The 14,708-nt window shown below is 69.9% G+C and carries 13 protein-coding genes; 10 read left to right on the top strand and 3 right to left on the bottom strand.

Annotated features, from left to right (window positions below; translation table 11 throughout):
- Positions 1-16 precede the first annotated feature (16 nt).
- From HFP48_RS24780 to HFP48_RS24770, 3 genes are read left to right on the top strand one after another with little or no spacing between them, the layout of a single operon-like run.
- A complete protein-coding gene (locus HFP48_RS24780) occupies positions 17-1,234 on the top strand; it encodes an acyl-CoA dehydrogenase family protein (protein ID WP_168580225.1) in 1,218 nt (405 codons plus the stop codon).
- Entirely contained in the window at positions 1,231-2,262 is a 1,032-nt protein-coding gene (locus HFP48_RS24775) for a phosphotransferase family protein (RefSeq protein WP_168580224.1), read from the top strand. The genes HFP48_RS24780 and HFP48_RS24775 overlap by 4 nt, the downstream gene beginning before the upstream one ends.
- A gap of 11 nt (positions 2,263-2,273) precedes the next feature.
- On the top strand, positions 2,274-3,011 hold the full coding sequence (locus HFP48_RS24770; protein ID WP_029546451.1) for an SDR family oxidoreductase: 738 nt from the start codon (positions 2,274-2,276) through the stop codon (positions 3,009-3,011).
- A 4-nt stretch (positions 3,012-3,015) separates the two neighbouring features.
- On the opposite strand, the gene HFP48_RS24765 is transcribed toward HFP48_RS24770, so the two are convergent.
- Positions 3,016-4,281, bottom strand: coding sequence for a GAF domain-containing protein (locus HFP48_RS24765; RefSeq protein WP_006939953.1), 1,266 nt, complete (start codon positions 4,279-4,281; stop codon positions 3,016-3,018).
- 230 nt (positions 4,282-4,511) lie between these two features.
- Between HFP48_RS24765 and HFP48_RS24760 the strand changes: the two genes are divergently transcribed.
- A complete protein-coding gene (locus tag HFP48_RS24760) occupies positions 4,512-5,567 on the top strand; it encodes a 2,3-butanediol dehydrogenase (RefSeq protein ID WP_006939952.1) in 1,056 nt (351 codons plus the stop codon).
- Positions 5,568-5,570: 3 nt separating this feature from the next.
- On the opposite strand, the gene HFP48_RS24755 is transcribed toward HFP48_RS24760, so the two are convergent.
- Positions 5,571-6,203, bottom strand: a complete 633-nt coding sequence (locus tag HFP48_RS24755) for a ribulose 1,5-bisphosphate carboxylase large subunit (RefSeq protein WP_168580223.1) — start codon at positions 6,201-6,203, stop codon at positions 5,571-5,573.
- 158 nt (positions 6,204-6,361) lie between these two features.
- On the opposite strand from HFP48_RS24755, the gene HFP48_RS24750 reads away from it, so the two are divergent.
- The 6 genes from HFP48_RS24750 to HFP48_RS24725 all read left to right on the top strand — a co-directional run bounded on the left by HFP48_RS24750 (position 6,362) and on the right by HFP48_RS24725 (position 13,954).
- A complete protein-coding gene (locus HFP48_RS24750; protein ID WP_168580222.1) occupies positions 6,362-8,239 on the top strand; it encodes a DUF2075 domain-containing protein in 1,878 nt (625 codons plus the stop codon).
- Positions 8,240-8,471: 232 nt separating this feature from the next.
- A complete protein-coding gene (locus tag HFP48_RS24745) occupies positions 8,472-10,091 on the top strand; it encodes an alpha/beta fold hydrolase (protein WP_168580221.1) in 1,620 nt (539 codons plus the stop codon).
- A 775-nt stretch (positions 10,092-10,866) separates the two neighbouring features.
- The gene (locus HFP48_RS24740) at positions 10,867-12,120 is read left to right on the top strand and encodes a hypothetical protein (protein WP_168580220.1); all 1,254 of its coding nucleotides are present in this window, start codon (positions 10,867-10,869) and stop codon (positions 12,118-12,120) included.
- A gap of 43 nt (positions 12,121-12,163) precedes the next feature.
- Positions 12,164-12,970: an acyl-CoA thioesterase domain-containing protein gene (locus tag HFP48_RS24735; protein ID WP_168580219.1), complete on the top strand. Its 807-nt coding sequence runs from the start codon at positions 12,164-12,166 to the stop codon at positions 12,968-12,970.
- A 155-nt stretch (positions 12,971-13,125) separates the two neighbouring features.
- On the top strand, positions 13,126-13,584 hold the full coding sequence (locus tag HFP48_RS24730; protein WP_006939934.1) for an XRE family transcriptional regulator: 459 nt from the start codon (positions 13,126-13,128) through the stop codon (positions 13,582-13,584).
- A gap of 13 nt (positions 13,585-13,597) precedes the next feature.
- On the top strand, positions 13,598-13,954 hold the full coding sequence (locus HFP48_RS24725) for a HepT-like ribonuclease domain-containing protein (RefSeq protein ID WP_050036019.1): 357 nt from the start codon (positions 13,598-13,600) through the stop codon (positions 13,952-13,954).
- Positions 13,955-14,105: 151 nt separating this feature from the next.
- On the opposite strand, the gene HFP48_RS24720 is transcribed toward HFP48_RS24725, so the two are convergent.
- Complete coding sequence (locus HFP48_RS24720) at positions 14,106-14,705, bottom strand: DUF2510 domain-containing protein (protein WP_168580218.1); 600 nt, start codon at positions 14,703-14,705, stop codon at positions 14,106-14,108.
- Positions 14,706-14,708: the final 3 nt, after the last annotated feature.

The following is a 14,708-nucleotide window of genomic DNA, read 5'->3' as shown; positions in this document are numbered from 1 at the left end:
AGGAGGAGGAATCGCGATGGCTGTCGATCTGTCGTACCCGGAACACGTCCAGGCACTGGTGGCGAGGACCGAGGAGTTCGTCCGGGAGCACGTGCTGCCCGTCGAGGACGCCCACAACGGTGACATCACCGCCGCCGGGGGCGACGACCTGCGGGTGAAGCTGCAGCAGGCGGCCAAGGACGCCGGCGTCTTCGCGCCGCACGCGCCCGTCGAGTACGGCGGCCACGGACTCGGCATGGTCGACCGCGCCCCGGTGTTCGAGGCGGCGGGCTACTCGCTGTTCGGGCCCATCGCACTCAACATCGCCGCCCCCGACGAGGGCAACGTGCACATGCTCGCGCACATCGCCAGCCCGGAACAGAAGGAGCAGTTCCTCGCGCCGCTCGCCCACGGCGACGTGCGGTCCGGATTCGCGATGACCGAACCGGCACCCGGCGCCGGGTCCGATCCCAACGCGCTCACCACCCGCGCCGAGAAGGTCCCCGGTGGCTGGAAGATCAACGGCCGCAAGTACTTCATCACCGGGGCCGACGGCGCCGGCTTCTTCATCATCATGGCCCGCACCTCCGGCGAACCCGGACTGCGCGGCGGCGCCACGATGTTCCTCGCCCCCGCCGACACCCCGGGCCTGACCGTCGGCCGGCACATCGACACCATCGACCGCGCCATGATCGGCGGTCACTGCGAGGTGTTCTTCGAGGACCTGTTCGTGCCGGATTCCGCCGTCCTCGGTGAGGTCGACCAGGGCTTCGCCTACGCGCAGGTACGGCTCGGGCCCGCCCGCATGACGCACGTGATGCGCTGGCTCGGCGCGGCGCGCCGCGGCCACGACATCGCCGTCGCCCGCGTCGCCGAGCGGGAAGGCTTCGGCGGCAAGCTCGGCGACCTCGGCATGATCCAGAAGATGGTCGCCGACAACGAGATCGACATCGCCGCCACCCGTGCCCTGCTGACGCAGGCGTGCTGGGAACTCGACCAGGGCTCGCACGCGTCCAACTCCACGTCCATCGCCAAGACCTTCGCGGCCGAGGCGGTGTTCCGCATCGTCGACCGGTCGATGCAGATGTGCGGCGGCCTCGGCGTCTCCGCCGACCTGCCCGTCGCGCGGCTCGCCCGCGAGGTCCGCCCGTTCCGCATCTACGACGGGCCTTCCGAGGTGCACCGCTGGGCCATCGCCAAGCGCGCCGTCGGCGCCGCGAAGAAGGCCGCCGCCGCGAAGGAGAGCCGGGCATGAAGACCGCACAGCACGAGGGACTCGACCTGAGTGCCCTGCACCGCTACCTGGAGGACTCGGGCATCGCCCTCGACGGCGAACTGCGCGCCGAACTCATCTCCGGCGGCAAGTCGAATCTGACGTACGCGATCTTCGACGACACGTCGCGGTGGGTGCTGCGCCGGCCGCCGACGGCAGGGCTCACCCCGTCCGCACACGACGTCGCCCGCGAGTTCCGCATCACGTCGGCGCTGCAGGGTTGCGGCGTGCCCGTCGCGCAGACCGTCGTCCTGTGCGAGGACGACTCCGTGATGGGCGCTCCGTTCACCGTCGTCGAGCACGTCACCGGGCGGGTGATCCGCACGACCGAGGACCTCGCCGCCCTGAGCGACGACGAGATCGAATCGTGCACCGGCGAGCTCGTCCGCGTGCTCGCCGCCCTGCACTCGGTGGACTACGAGGCCGTCGGCCTCGGAAACCTCGGCCGCCCCGACGGGTACGTCACCCGGCAGGTGAAGTTGTGGGCCGGCCAGTGGGACCGGGTCAAGACCCGCGACCTCGACGACCTCGATCGGCTCCACGCCGCCCTCGCCGACGCGATCCCCGCGTCGTCGGCGGCGTCGATCGTGCACGGCGACTACCGGATCGACAACACCATTCTCGATCCTGCCGATGCCGGAAAGATTGCGGCGGTGGTGGATTGGGAACTGTCCACGCTCGGTGACCCGCTCACCGACGTCGCCCTGATGTGCGTGTACCGCAACCCCGCGCTCGATCAGGTGCTCGGCGAATCCGCCGCGTGGACGAGCCCGCGCCTGCCGTCGGCCGACGACCTCGCACAGCGCTACGCGGTGGCGACGGGCCGCGAACTCGCCCACTGGAACTTCTACATGGGCCTGGCGAACTTCAAGCTCGCCGTCATCGCCGAGGGTATCAACCACCGCTGGCGCGTGGGGGCGACCGTCGGCGACGGCTTCGACCGGGCAGGGGAGGCCGTACCGGTCTTCGCGGCCGCCGGCCTGGAGGCACTGCGGGGAGGCGCAGCGTGACAACCGATCTCGTGAACCCCAGCGCCCTGGTCACCGGCGCATCCCGCGGCATCGGGCTCGGTGTCGCCACCCGCCTCGCGGAGCAGGGCTACGGTCTGACCCTCACCGCGCGCGACGAGGCGCGGCTCGACGCGGTGGCCGCCGGCCTGCGCGACGCCGGTGCGCCCGAGGTCCGGGTCGTCGCCGCCGACCTCGGCGACCCGGACACCGCGGCACGCGTCGTCGCGGCGCACGAGGAGACGTTCGGCAGCATGCGGGCGCTCGTGCTCAACGCCGGCGTCGGCACCGCCGGCACCATCGCCGAGTTCCCGATGCGGCGCTTCGGCAAGACGGTGTCCGTCAACTTCGAGACCCCCTTCGCCCTGATCCAGGCATCGTTGCCGCTGCTGCGCAAGGCCGCGACCGCCGCCCCAGGCCGCGGTGCGAAAGTGGTTGCGCTGTCGTCGATCACCGGCGTCTACGCCGAGGCCGGCCTGGCCGTGTACGGTGCGACGAAGGCGGCGCTGATCTCTCTGGTCGAGACGCTCAACGCCGAGGAGTCCGGCAACGGTGTCAGCGCGTCCGCGATCGCACCCGCCTACGTCGACACCGACATGTCCGACTGGATCAAGGACCGCATCCCCGCCGAGGAGATGCTCGAGGTGAACGACGTCGTCGAACTCGTCGACGCGGTGCTGCGGCTGTCCTCCCGTGCGGTGCTGCCGCGCCTGGTGCTCAGCCGGGCCGGGACGGACGCCTACCGGGCCTGAGCTCTCACCGGCCGTCCGCGAGCGCGCGGACGGCCGGGCTGGTCGCGTGCCGGACGAACGCGCAGTCCGCGAGGCGTTCGGCCGTTCCGAGGGTGAGCGTCATGTCGACCGAGTCGGCGAGCCGGTAGGGCCGGCTCTCGACGACGGAGCCGAGGACGCGGCGCAGCCGGGACACCTCCGCCCGCACCGCGACGGCGTGGTCCGGGTCGCCGTAGATGCCGTTGCTCACCTCGGTCACCGTCATTCCCTGCGGCCCCCGCAGGTGCAGCAGGAGCAGGATCTCGGCGTGCCGGGCGGACAGCGGGCTGCGCCACGCCGAGTCGGCGCCGCTGACGACGACCGTCGGCGTGCCGGACAGGTCCAGTTCGATCGCCATCCGCGCCGGGCCACCCGCTGGCCGGATCAGCCAGCCGTGCGCGAGCTGCTCCGGCACGCACAGGCCCAGGCCGGGCACGCTCAAGGTCCGCTCGGACGTCGGCGCCGCCACGCGCTTGGTGGCCGCAACGCCCGACGCGTGCGCCACCCACCCGTGCTCGTCGACGAGCAGCAGCGGCCCGCTCATCGAGGCGAGCACCGGCGCCGCGGCCGTGCGCAGCCGTTCGAGCCGGTTCTCGTGCAACCGCCACAGCTGCGCCTCGGCGAGCCGCACCGCCGTCTCGACGAGCGCGCTGATGGTGGGATGGATGGTCAGGGCGGGGCCGCTCACGTCGACCACGCCGAGCAGTTCCCCGGTGCGCGGATCGTGGATCGGTGCCGCGGTGCAGTACCAGGGGTGCTGGGACTGCTCGAAGTGCTCGGCGGAGAACAGCTGTACCGGGGCGGCCTCGGCGAGGGCCGTCCCGATCGCATTGGTCCCCACGGTCGCCTCCGTCCACCGGGCGCCCTCGCTGAATCCGAGGCTGTCGGCGCGGCTGCGCACCTTGGCCGACCCGGCCCGCCACAGCACGATCCCGTCCGCGTCGGTCACGACCATCAACATGTGCGACGCCTCGGCCACGGAGCACACCACCTGCTCGAGGTCGCCGATCACCCCCGACAGCGGGGAGTTCCGCCGGCGCCGTTCGACCTCGGCGAGCGGCAGCAGGGCGCGGGCGTTGCTGCCGTCCGGAGCCAGCCCCGCGACGAGCACCCGGGACCAGGACCGGGCCACCACCGACCGCGGCCGCAGCGGCGACCGGCCGCCGCCGATGACCGCATCGTGCATGCGCGCCAGCTCACGCGCGTATCGATGCAGGTCGGTGCCGGGTTCGATGGCGCTGAAGTTGCCCACTGTCTCCGTCTCTCGTCGGTCGGGTTGCGGTGAGCATATGCCGAATTGTGTGGCCGGCACCACACCCGTCGCGCGGCGGCGCCGCGGCGCAACGCACTGCAACACTTGTTGCGGCGACGCCGGCGCTGTGTTCTGGATCACGCGCCGGCCTCGGTAGCGGCGCACCCGGATGGTCCCGCGTCGGACATGGCCGAACAGGTCCGACGCCCGTACAGCGAGGAGATCGACCCATGAAGGCAGCCCGCTTCCACGGCCCCGGGGACATCCGGGTCGAGGATGTCCCCGAACCGGCGACCCGGCCCGGAACCGTCAAGGTCGAGGTCGAGTGGTGCGGTATCTGCGGCACCGACCTGCACGAGTACCTCGAGGGCCCGATCTTCGCCCCGCCCGCCGACGCACCGCACCCCATCACCGGCGAGACCGTGCCGATCACCCTCGGTCACGAGTTCGCCGGTGTCGTCGCGGAAGTGGGCGACGGCGTGGACGACGTGTGGGTGGGCGACCGGGTGGTCGTCGAGCCGTACATCATCTGCGGCCGCTGCGACGCCTGCCGCAACGGCCGCTACAACGTGTGCAGCACACTGGGATTCGTGGGCCTGTCCGGATACGGCGGCGGCTTCTCGCAGTACGTCGTCGCCGAGCGGCGCTGGATTCATCCGCTCGGCGAACTCGGCACCGACGTCGGCGCCCTCGTCGAACCGCTCGCCGTCGCGTACCACGCCGTGCGGCTCTCGGGTGCGCGGCCGAGCCACTCGGCGCTCGTGTTCGGGGCCGGGCCGATCGGGCTCGTCACCACCTCGGCGCTGCGCGCGGCGGGCGTCGAGCAGATCATCGTCGTCGAACCGGCCGAGGTGCGGAAGAAGAAGGCCGAGCCGGCCGGGGCGGACCACATCATCGACCCGCGCGACGGCGACGTCACCGAGCAGGTGCTGGAGCTGACCGGCGGCCGTGGCGCCGACGTCTCCTTCGAATGCGCCGGCATCGACGCGGTCCTGAAGACCGCTATCCAGTCCACCCGGGCGGGCGGCACGTGCGTGAACGTCGCGATCTGGGGCCACGAGGCGAGCGTCGCCATGAACGACCTCGTCTTCCGCGAGGTCAACCTGCTCGGCAGCCTCGCCTACGCGAACGATCATCCCGCCACGATCGAGATGATCGCCTCCGGCAAGGTCGACCCCTACCAGTTCATCACCGGCCGGATCGGGCTCGACGACATCGTCAAGGACGGCTTCGAGGAACTGATCACCAACAAGGAGGAGAACGTCAAGATCCTCGTCCAGCCGTGATCGTCAGTCGTCGTCGCCGTTCTCCTTGTCCTCGCCGCGACGGCGCAGAAAGTTGAAGCCCGGGACGCCGACGATCGCCTGCCGCACGTCCTTCGCGACGCCCAGCAGCTCGTGGATCTCCGGGGCGACGCTCTCGAGCGTGCCCAGGATCGGCATCAGGGCCGTCATCCGGTCCGCGAGCTCCGGCAGCTGATCGAGCAGGACGACGGCCGCGTGGACCTCCTCGGCGCTGAGTTCCTCGATGAACTGGCCCGCGAGCGGCGCGGCCCGCGTCGCCATCGGCGCGTAGGTGTCGAGCAGTTCGCCGGCCGCGTCGGACGTGCGGCCGGCGGACGACACCACATCCTGCGCCCGGTGGGCCACGGCCGCGGCGTCGCCGACCACCGTCGAGCTGCTGTCGATGACCTCGTCGACCCGGCCGACGGCGGCGCGGGCGTCGGTGACGACCTCATCGATGCGCGCGACGATCGCGCGGGCGTCGGTGACCACGTCGTCGACGCGGGCGACGAGCGCCTCGGTGGCCTCGAACAGGCTCGTGATCCGCCCGGGAACTGACACCGCGAACTCGGCGACCTCCACGGTCCGGTCCAGGGCGATGCGGGCGGCTCCGAGGGGCGCGGCGAGAAGCGACATCATGCGCTCATCCTGCCGGACGGGTGACCCTGCCGGTGTCATCGGGGAGCAGCCCTCCGCTAGCCTCTCCACTGCGGCCCGACGGACTTCCGCTGCGATGAGCGGTCCCGGACATGTCCCCACCCGCACGACTGAATTCGTGCTGCCCAGGGGACCTGACCGTGACGCTGCTTCGTACATCTGCCCGCCGGATCGCCGAGTTGGATCGGCCCGATTCGCTGGCGGAGCAGTTGTTGGAGCAGATGCTGTTTCGCACCGGTCATCGTCCCAGCCAGGCCGAACAGAAGTCGTGGAGCCGAAGCCTGCCGGTGCTTGCGCAGGATCTCGTCGATGCCGGTCTCGGCGATGTCGAGATGCTTCTCGAGTACCATCTGCCGCTCACCTCGCAGCGTGCCGACGTGGTGCTCGCCGGCACTCATCCGGCCACCGGGGCCGTGTCGTATGTCGTGGTGGAGCTGAAGCAGTGGTCGGCCGCGCGGCGCTTCGAGGACAATCCCGAACTCGTCGAGGTGGCGGGAATGCCGGGCGGGCCGAGGCTGCATCCCGTCGCGCAGGTCAAGGGGTACTGCGACTACCTGAGCGATTTCGCGCGCGCTGTCGCGGATCAGCCCGATGCCCTCGCGGGACTCGCGTATCTGCACAACGCCACCGATCCGACCGCGGTGGCGGAGCTGCGCGCCTATCCGAGCGGGATCACCGGCCGGTTGTTCACCGCCGCCGACCGCGGCGGCATGATCGACTTTCTCCGCACCCGGCTCGCCCCGGTGTCCGGGCACACCGCAGGCGACACACTCTTGAAGTCCGCGGTCGCACCGTCCCAGCAGCTGCTGAAGGTCGCCGCCGCCGAGGTGCGCGACCGGCCGCAGTTCCATCTGCTCGGCAATCAGCAGTTGGCCGTGGACCTGGTGCTGCACGAGGTCGAGGTGTCCCGCGCCGCGGACCGCAAGCGCGTCGTCATCGTCACCGGGGGACCCGGCAGTGGCAAGAGCGTGATCGCGCTGTCCCTGCTCGGCGAGCTTGCCCGCCGTGGCCGCACCGTCCTGCATGCCACCGGGTCGCGTTCGTTCACCCAGACCCTGCGCAAGGTCGCCGGGGCGCGCGCCCCGCGGGTGCAGAAGATGTTCAAGTACTTCAACCAGTTCATGTCGGCCGAACGCAACGGCCTCGACGTGCTGATCCTCGACGAGGCGCACCGAATCCGTGAGACCTCCGTCGATCGGTACACCCGCGCCGAGCTGCGCACCGATCGACCGCAGATCGACGAACTCATCTCGGCGGCGCGCGTCCCGGTGTTCCTGCTCGACGAGCACCAGGTGGTGCGGCCGGGTGAACTCGGCTCGCTCGAACAGATCGAGCGCTACGCCGCGACGCTCGGACTCGAAACCCATCACGTGCACCTCGGGGAGCAGTTCCGCTGCGGAGGCAGCGAGGAGTATGTGCTGTGGGTCAAGCGTCTGCTCGGTCTCGTCGAGGGTGGCCCGGTGCGGTGGTCGGGGGATCCGCAGTTCGCGGTGCGCGTGGCCGATTCTCCGGAGGAGCTCGAGTTCCTGCTCGAGCAGCAGCGCGACCGCGGATACTCGGCACGCATGACCGCGGGGTACTGCTGGCCGTGGAGCAACCCCGACAAGGACGGCCGTCTCGTCCCGGATGTGCAGATCGGCGCGTGGGCACGGCCGTGGAACAGCAAGAGCGAACGCCGCACCGGCGACGCGCCGCCGGCCGCACTGTGGGCCACCGAGGACGGGGGTTTCGGGCAGGTCGGCTGTGTCTACACCGCGCAGGGTTTCGAGTACGACTGGAACGGCGTCATCCTCGGACCGGACCTGGTGTGGCGGGACGGAGGATTCGTTTCGGTCCGTACGGCCAACAAGGATCCCGACTTCAGAAATGCGAAGAAGATCAGCGATATCCGATTCGATCGTCTGGTGCGAAACGTGTACAAGGTTCTCCTGACGCGGGGCATGATCGGCACCGTCATCTATTCCACCGACGAGCCGACTCGCGAGGCGCTGAGAAGGCTGATTCCCGAGGGAAATTGACACTACGCCGGGAGAGGCCGCGATCCGATCGCGTGTGGTTCGGCGACGGGACGCCGCATCACCCTGATGCGCTCACCAGCGCACGCCCGGCGCCCGCTCGATGCGATGGAATGGCGGAATTCAGGCGAGGCAGCCGCACGAGCTGCTCGATGGTGATGACTGACCGTGTCGCGGTAGATGTGAGGGTCGCCGGCCTCTTGTGAAGCACCGGAACCCGGCGCACGCTGGACGTATGGCAGTCGCACCGAAGATTGCGGTGGCGGGCGCGGCGACGGCCGTGGTCTACGGGAGCCTCGTGCGCCCCCGGCTCATGCGGTGGGGCGCCACCGACGAGGAGATCAGCGGGCCGTTCCCCGGCGCCGACCTAGTGCCCGACGGCGAGAGGTCGGGAGCGATGGCCGTCACCATCGACGCGCCGCCCGAGCAGGTCTGGCCGTGGCTGGTGCAGATGGGCTGGGACCGCGGTGGGTGGTACTCCTGGGATCACCTGGACAATGCCGGTCGCCCGAGCGCCCGGGAAGTGCATCCGGAATGGCAGGACATCCGGCCCGGCGACCAGCTGAAGTACTGGGCGCCCGGCGCGGGACCCATGGACGCGTACAAGGTCGCGCGGATCGAGCCGAACCGTTTCCTCGGGCTGTACGGGCTGATCGATCTGCGGGGCCGCACCCTCGACCCCGGGCAGCCGCGACCGTCCGGCTATCTGGAAGGACTGTGGGGCTTCCAGCTGAAGGAGCTGCCCCGCGGGCGCACCCGCCTCGTCATCAGCGGATATCAGGCGGGCCGACCGCGATGGATTACGCGCCTCGTCTACTCCGGAATCTTCCCCCCGGTCGTGTGGATCATGCAGGCGCGCATGCTGGTGGTCCTCAAAAGAAGAATCGAAAATAACTCGCGGGCAACAGATTCGAACACGGCAACAGGAGAGGCGCGAGGACGCGACTCGCGTGGTCCTTCGTCGGCGGTGGTGAAATGGCGCGGCAGCCTGCACCGCGTCCGGCCCGGCCGGGTCCCGATCCGGGACACCTCCCTCTACGTCGACGTGGTCGGGCAGGGACCTCCGTTGGTGGTCATGCACGGCGGACCGTCGGCGGACATGTGGACGATGCAAGCCTTCCGGCAGTGCGCGGACCGGTTCACGTTGGTGTTCTACGACCACCGCTGCAACGGGCGCTCGATCGGTGCACCCGTCGAAACGATGACGTGGGAGAACCTCACCGCGGATGCCGACGCCCTGCGCGAGAGTCTCGGTTTCGAGCGGTGGGCGGTGCTCGGGCATTCGTTCGGCGGGCAGGTCGCGCTCGAGTACGCTCTGCGCTACCCCGAGCGGGTCTCGCATCTCGTGCTGCTCGACACCGGCGCCGACAGTCACTGGGAGCGCCAGAACGTTCCGAAGGTGCTCCTCGAACGCGGCTACAGCCGGGAGAAGGCGGAGCTGGCGCGGCGGTGGTTCACCGGCGAGTTCACTCCCCGCGAGTACTTCCCGATCTTCGCGCAGATCGGGGACGCATACTTCTACCGTTCCGGCCTCGACATACTGGCTCGCGAGCTGAGCAGCGGAGCGTGGCGTTCGAGGCTGCGGCCGGCGCCGCTCATCTTCGCCGGCCGGCATCTGCTGAAGGACTGGACGGTCACCGATCGTCTCGGTGGGATCACCGCGCCCACGCTCGTCGTGGCCGGGCGCGAGGACTTCGTGTTCCCGCCGGAGTGTCAGCGGGAGCTGGCCGCCGGCATTCCCGGTGCGCGCCTTCGGATCATCGACCGGGCCGGGCACAACCCGCACGACGAGCAGACGGCCGAGGTCGTGCGGGCACTCGAAGACTTCCTGGGTGCCGACATTTCCGCCGGATAGATCGCGCGCCTCGGTTGTGGCGTAGGTGAACGTGCCGCGGCGCAGGATGCTTCGGGAGACGGACGCCCTGCGGGCGACTGTCCTCGACCGAGCGGAGACCCTAAGGGTCCCTGAGTCTTTCGGCCCCTTCCCCAACGCTGCCCGGTCGCCATACCCCGATAGACCTTCTCGGCCAGCACTTTCGGCCCCACGTCGCGGGCGACGTGCGGCTGTGCTGGACCCGAACGAACGTGTCGACCCGCGCGATCAGGTGCCCCGCCACCAGCTACGGGGACAAAGGTACTGGTGCCCAGTCGGTTTCGAGCACGACGAAGTCGCGCTCGCAGCGTCCGTGCGCTGACGTCGGACCACGGGAGAGTAGCGACGTGGACCGGTGTGTCTCGGTTACCGTTGCGCACACCGGGAACAGCGATGCACGACGAGCCCCTCGAAGCCGAGGGGCTCGTGCGTCAGGACGTCGACCGGGCGCGGCGGTGTGGGATCGGCGCGACGGAACGTGCGCGCGGTTGCGGATACACGCCCCTGTCGGGCGTGTGGATAGACTCCACCTTACGGTGCATGACAGCTTCCTTCTGTCGTGTGCCCAGACCCCGGCGCGGTGCTGCAACACCTGCCGGGGTCGACCTGTTTTCAGGCCAATGCAGGGATGGTGGCACGACCGACGCGTGCCGTCAACTCGAACGCGCGTTCGGATCCCTCGGCGCGCGTGGTGAAATCCGAAGAGAGTCCGGCGCGTCGAGCACTCCCAGGGTGAGTCGCCCGGCAATGGTAGGGCGTGGCGTCAATTTTCCGATATGTCCTATTCGTCGTCGGCGGCTTCACCGCGGGGCTGGTGCTGGCTGCCCCGAGCGTCGACACCTATCCCTTGGCCGACGGGTTGCTGCCCGGCCCGGTGTTCACCTCCGACGTCGCCGCCGCCGCAGCCGGGGGGCTCGCGGCGCTGGCCGCGGCGGCAACTGTTCGTCGGCGCGTGCTTGCGGCCGCCCTGGTCGGGGCGATGGCGATGGCCGTCGTCGCGCTGCCGGGAGGATGGCGGTTCGACGTGTACGTCGCGACGATCGGCGCGGGCCTGCTGCTCGGCGCGCTCGTCGTGCTGGGGGCCGGGAAGCTGCATGCCGCCCTGCCCGGAGCGGTGGTCGCCGGGCTGCTGACGGCCGAGCCGCTCGCGCAGTTCCGGGAACTGGACTCGGCGCCTCAGCGGTACGCGTCCTATCTCGCAGCGAGCGTTCAGCCGGTCAATGCCGTGTGGCTGTCGCTGGCGATCGTCACCGCCGTCGCGGCGGGGGTGGTGGCGCTGACCGCCGGAAACGACGAGGCGCCGGTCGCCGCACCCCGGGTGCGTGGGCGGGAGGTGGCCGTCGGCATCGGTGTGCCGATCCTCGGGGTGGGGCTGTACTGGTCGTTCCACCACGCGCTGTTCTCCCTGCACGACCTCGGGGAGGGTCGGTGGCTGTGGGGTCTGGTGGCGGTGCCGGTGCTCATCGCCGCGGCGCTGTGGCTGCGGAGACGGACAGGGGCGGTGCTCCTGGCGGCGACGGCCGTGGTCGTCGCCGCGGGCGGCACCGTCTCGTGGTCGCCGGCGGTGTGGCCGGCGCTGCTGATCGCGCCTGCCCTCGTGGCCGTCGGCGCGTGGCTGGGTCGCCGCCGGCCGATGCCCGTGGTGGGCGTCGGCCTGCTCGCGCTCGCCGCGGCTGCCGGGATCTTCGATCGTCCCCCTTGGGACAACGCGAATTTTGTGGCGACCATCCTCGTGGTGCCGTTCGCCGCCGCGTACACGATCGTCGCGTCACTGCCGTCGACGGCGCCCGTGACCGCCACCTCGCTGGCTCTGCCGTCGGTGCTGGCGCTGCCGCTGGTCGCCCAGTTCGGGTGGACGGCCTACACTCCGCTCACAGACGACGCAGCCGGGTGGAGTCCGGGTGCGTGGACGTGGACGTCGGTGGGCGCGTCGACCGCCGCCATCCTGGCCTGCGGTGCGGCGATGGTGTGGCTACGGCATCGCGGGACGAGCGAGGACATCGGAACCTGACCGGGACGTTCGCTGAGGAAACGAGTGCTGCGAGAATCCGAGCATGCCTGACTCCATGCGCGGATACTTCACCGAATCGGACGGCACGTACCTTCCCACGAAGTACGCCGTCAGCCCCTGGTCGTCGACGATGCTGGCCGGACCGTGCGTGACCGGCCTGCTCGCCCGGGAACTCGACAAGGACCACGGTCCCGACGGGTTCGTCCCCGCCCGGCTCACCGTCGACCTGTTCAGGCCGGTGCAGAACGCGCCCGTCCGGTTCGAGACGACCCGCGTGCGAGACGGCAACCGCATCCGCGTCGCCGACGCCCACCTGATCCAGGGCGACGACGTCACCGCCCGCGGGACCGTCGTCTACCTGCGCCCATCCGAGCAGCCGCCGGGCACCGTCTGGACCCGTGACGAGCACCCGACGCCGCCCGCCGAAGCACTCGACGGACCGGAGGCGGGATTCGCACCCACCTGGTTCGGCAGCGACGCGCACCCCGAGGGCTGGTCGCAGGTGCGGTCCGAGCATCAGAACGCGAGCCGGAAACGCATGTGGTCCCGGCAGATTCCGGTGATCGTGGGGGAGGAGATGTCGCCGTTCGTGCGGACCGCGGTCGTCGGCGAGGGCACCAGTTTCATGGCCAACTGGAGCGACGAGGGCATCGGCTTCATCAACGGCGACCTCACGCTGACCCTCTCGCGGCTGCCCGTCGGCACCGAGGTCGGCGTCGAAGCCGATCACCACCTCAGCGCCGCCGGCGTCGCGGTGGGCACGTCGGTGCTGTTCGACCGGTTCGGTCCGTTCGGGACGGGCGCCGTCACGTGCCTGGCGAACGCTCGTCGTCAGGTGAACTTCGGTTGAGCGGCACTGTGCCGAGCGCGCAGTTCTCGTGGACGTTGCCCGGCGTGTCGTCACGAGAACTGCACATCCGAGCGAACCCGTGACTCCCCGCGGGGCATGGGCCGCGTCCGGCCCACATCGCTTCAAGCGATAACAAAATCTGTTATCGTGATGTCGTGGCCGTCGGCTTCGGTGACTTCGTTCGCATCCGGCGGGGGATTCTGGGTCTCTCGCAACGGGAGCTCGCCGAGCGCTCCGGCATCAAGCAGCCTCTGATCGCCGCAATCGAGACCGGACGACGGCAGCCGTCCGAGCCGGCCCGTTCGGCGCTGACGGCAGCCCTGCCCGTTCGCCCCTCCGAGGCTCTGGCAGCCCGACGTGAAGAAGTGCGCGAACTCTTCGCCGAGGCGGGACTGCCGAACCCGAGGGTGTTCGGATCTGTGGCGCGCGGCGACGACGACTTCGCCTCGGATATCGACCTCATCGTGGATTTCAGCGATCGCCACGACATCGTCGACCTCCTCGGGTTGCAGCAAGCATTGGAAGACCTGCTCACCGTGCGGGTCGAGATCGTCGACGGGCGAGCCGGGGGGCGCGTGGGGGACCGGGCCCGGGAGGAAGCCGTGGCGCTGTGACATCGGAGAAGCTGTGACGTCGGAGGAGAATGCGGACGAGCGTGTTCGCCGTCGTTTACAGGACCTTGCCGACTTCGCGGCGGATGCCGCCTACACGGTGGGACTCGGTCTGGATGCCTACCTGGAGGACAGTCCCTACGGGCGCGTGCTGCGGAACAACGGTCGGCACATCCTGATCCAGGTGGCCACGGTCGTCGAGAAGCTGCCGGAGACGTTCAAGTCCGAGTTCCCCGGCGTCGACTGGGTGGCGATCGGACGGATGCGAAACCTGATCGCGCACCACTACGACAAGGTGAACGACCGTCTCGTCTACTCCGCCTTGGCGACCCGGATCCCCGAACTGAGCGCCACGCTGGGGCTGGGGCACTGAGCTCGGTTCTCCTCCGCTCACCTCGCAGGCTGGACAACGCCGGACATCGACAACCGTCGCTTTCGTTGTCGATGTCCGGAGCAGGTGTGGAGGGACGGGCGTAACGCCCTGAGGCGCGACAGGACGCCGAAGCGTGCGGCTGTCGTCGTCGCTACGGCGCCCCGAACCCGTAGGTGAAACTGCCCGTCGTCCAGTTCATCGTCGCGTGGTACTTGTACCCGCTCATCGTGCCGTCGCCGTTGTCCTCGGTCGCGACGAAGCACTCGAACACCGTCGTCGTCTCGGTGAGGTTGTCGGTGGACCCGCCGTTGACGGGTGAGCAGGTCACCTCGATCACCGGCCCGTCGAACATTCCGTTGTCGATGTGCTTGCTCGCCATCTGCTCCACACTCGACTCGATCTCAGAGACGGATCGCGCGCGGGAGGCGCGCTCGGCGTTGTCGCGCTGCTGCTGCGCCGCCTTCTCGGCGGCCAGGCGTTCCGCTTCGCGCTGTGCAGCTTCCTCTGCCGCCGCGACCTGTGCCGCAACCTGGGCGTCGTGATTGAGCTTCCAGGTGAGCGCCCCACCCCCCACGGCGAGCAGCAGGACTGCCAGCACGATCAGGAGCGGCTTCTTCCGGATTCGGCGCTTCTTGCCGTCGACGGCGCCGGAACCAGGGAAGTCCAGCCACCGGGTGCCGTCCCAGTAACGTTGTCCCCCGTTCGGATCGGGGTACCAGCCGGCGGGTGCGGGCGTCTTGTCGTCCGACATCGT

This window comes from Rhodococcus sp. DMU1 (assembly GCF_012272955.1).
Lineage (GTDB): Bacteria > Actinomycetota > Actinomycetes > Mycobacteriales > Mycobacteriaceae > Rhodococcus > Rhodococcus aetherivorans.
The sequence above is the reverse complement of the archived record's forward strand: the minus strand, read 5'-3'. Positions and strand labels throughout refer to the sequence as shown.

What these genes read in the sequence shown, in the direction of transcription:
- HFP48_RS24780 (WP_168580225.1), top strand. Translation starts at nt 17, where the DNA reads ATGGCTGTCGATCTGTCGTACCCGGAACACGTCCAGGCACTGGTGGCG.
- HFP48_RS24775 (WP_168580224.1), top strand. Translation starts at nt 1,231, where the DNA reads ATGAAGACCGCACAGCACGAGGGACTCGACCTGAGTGCCCTGCACCGC.
- HFP48_RS24745 (WP_168580221.1), top strand. Translation starts at nt 8,472, where the DNA reads ATGGCAGTCGCACCGAAGATTGCGGTGGCGGGCGCGGCGACGGCCGTG.
- HFP48_RS24755 (WP_168580223.1), bottom strand. Translation starts at nt 6,203, where the DNA reads ATGATGTCGCTTCTCGCCGCGCCCCTCGGAGCCGCCCGCATCGCCCTG.
- HFP48_RS24720 (WP_168580218.1), bottom strand. Translation starts at nt 14,705, where the DNA reads ATGTCGGACGACAAGACGCCCGCACCCGCCGGCTGGTACCCCGATCCG.
- HFP48_RS24760 (WP_006939952.1), top strand. Translation starts at nt 4,512, where the DNA reads ATGAAGGCAGCCCGCTTCCACGGCCCCGGGGACATCCGGGTCGAGGAT.
- HFP48_RS24735 (WP_168580219.1), top strand. Translation starts at nt 12,164, where the DNA reads ATGCCTGACTCCATGCGCGGATACTTCACCGAATCGGACGGCACGTAC.